Source organism: Haloarcula sp. CBA1122 (assembly GCF_009741785.1).
GTDB classification, from domain to species: Archaea; Halobacteriota; Halobacteria; order Halobacteriales; family Haloarculaceae; genus Haloarcula; species Haloarcula hispanica.
Genome location: NZ_WPCB01000107.1, coordinates 1 through 1,267, shown reverse-complemented (window position 1 = coordinate 1,267; position 1,267 = coordinate 1). Strand labels below are relative to the sequence as shown.

The 1,267-nt window shown below is 68.7% G+C and carries 2 protein-coding genes and 1 pseudogene; all 3 read right to left on the bottom strand.

What is annotated here, in order from left to right; all coding sequences use genetic code 11:
• A partial coding sequence (locus GJ630_RS19370) for a CbtA family protein (protein ID WP_197427671.1) occupies positions 1-360 on the bottom strand: 360 nt, incomplete at its 3' end.
• A complete protein-coding gene (locus GJ630_RS19365) occupies positions 360-566 on the bottom strand; it encodes a CbtB domain-containing protein (protein WP_014039273.1) in 207 nt (68 codons plus the stop codon). The genes GJ630_RS19365 and GJ630_RS19370, both read right to left, overlap by 1 nt.
• Positions 567-635: 69 nt before the next feature.
• Positions 636-1,267 (bottom strand): annotated as a pseudogene (locus tag GJ630_RS19360) (VWA domain-containing protein); the annotation flags it as partial.

Here is a 1,267-nt window from a genome sequence, read left to right as displayed (position 1 = left end):
GACGCCCGGCGGCTGTGGCGGCAGGACGAGCCACGGCGCGCCGGAGACGGTGAGAAAGCCGGCTCCCGCAAGCGCCAGTCGCTTCGTCGCGCCCGAGCCGGGGATTGCAGGTTCGAGGAAGAAATACGCCATCCCGAACACTGCGACGCCGAACAGCAGGCCCCAGAGGACGCCGCCGCCGATGCTCGCGACGGCCGTCGTGAGCCCGGAGACGACGGGGCCGCCGCCGTGGCCGTGCCCGTGTTCGAACGTCTCCAGTCCGGCAGTGAAGCTGTTCCCGACTGTCGCGACGAACAGGCCGTAGACCAGCCCGCCGGCCACGCCGGCCACTGCGCCGCGTTCGAGGTAGTCAGTCGCCATCAGTGGCAGGTGATCCCGGCGCTGTGTCGGAAGTTGTGCAGCGAGTCGTGCAGCATCGGGTCCTGCACGAACAGCAGCGTGAAGCCGAGCGCCGCCACCAGCGCGACGGCAATGGCGATCTGCGGGCCGGTCAGCGACGCTCTGGCGCGTTCGATACGGTCATGCACGCTGTCCGTAGCGCGTGCGGTGTCAGTGTCGTCCTGCATTGAAATCTCGTTTGTCTTAAGAACAAGTAAGATTGTAAAACTTCCGCCTGAGACAGCTCCGGCCGGGGGTTATCGCTTGCTGGCGACGGCGTCGACGCGCTCGGCGGTCAGCGCGTCCAGCGGGACGACCGACGCGTCCGTTTCGTCAGCAACGAGGTCGAGCAGACCGGCGCGACTCCCTTCGCCCGCATCCACGACGACGGTGCGGTCGGCTGCTTCGCCGAGCGTCCGCGCCGCGTTTCTGGTCGCTGCGACCGGACTCCCGTCGGCGGTGTTCGCCCGCCCGTCGGTTACGACGATGACGACGCCGGCATCCGGGTCCGCCCGGTCGAGCACTTCGCAGGCGGCCGTCAGCCCGTCCGGCAGTGGTGTCCGGTCGCCTGTGGGGAGGTCTTTCAGGTGGCGTGCCGCCAGCGAGACGCTCTCGGTCGGCGGGAGGACCACGTCCGCGCCCTCGCCGGCGAAGGTGACAAAGGCGACTTCGTCGCGGGCCTGATAGGCGTCTTTCAGCAGTTCCAGTACTGTGCCTTTTGCGGCTTTCATCGCCGGGCGCATCGACGCGCTCGCGTCGACGGCGAACACCACCAGCGTCTCGGCGTCGCCTGCACGAACGGACTTCCGAAGGCACGTGACTCGACATGGCCGCTCCCGCGACTGGCCGCCGCCCGGACCGACGCTGCGGCGTCGACCTCATTCGTCAC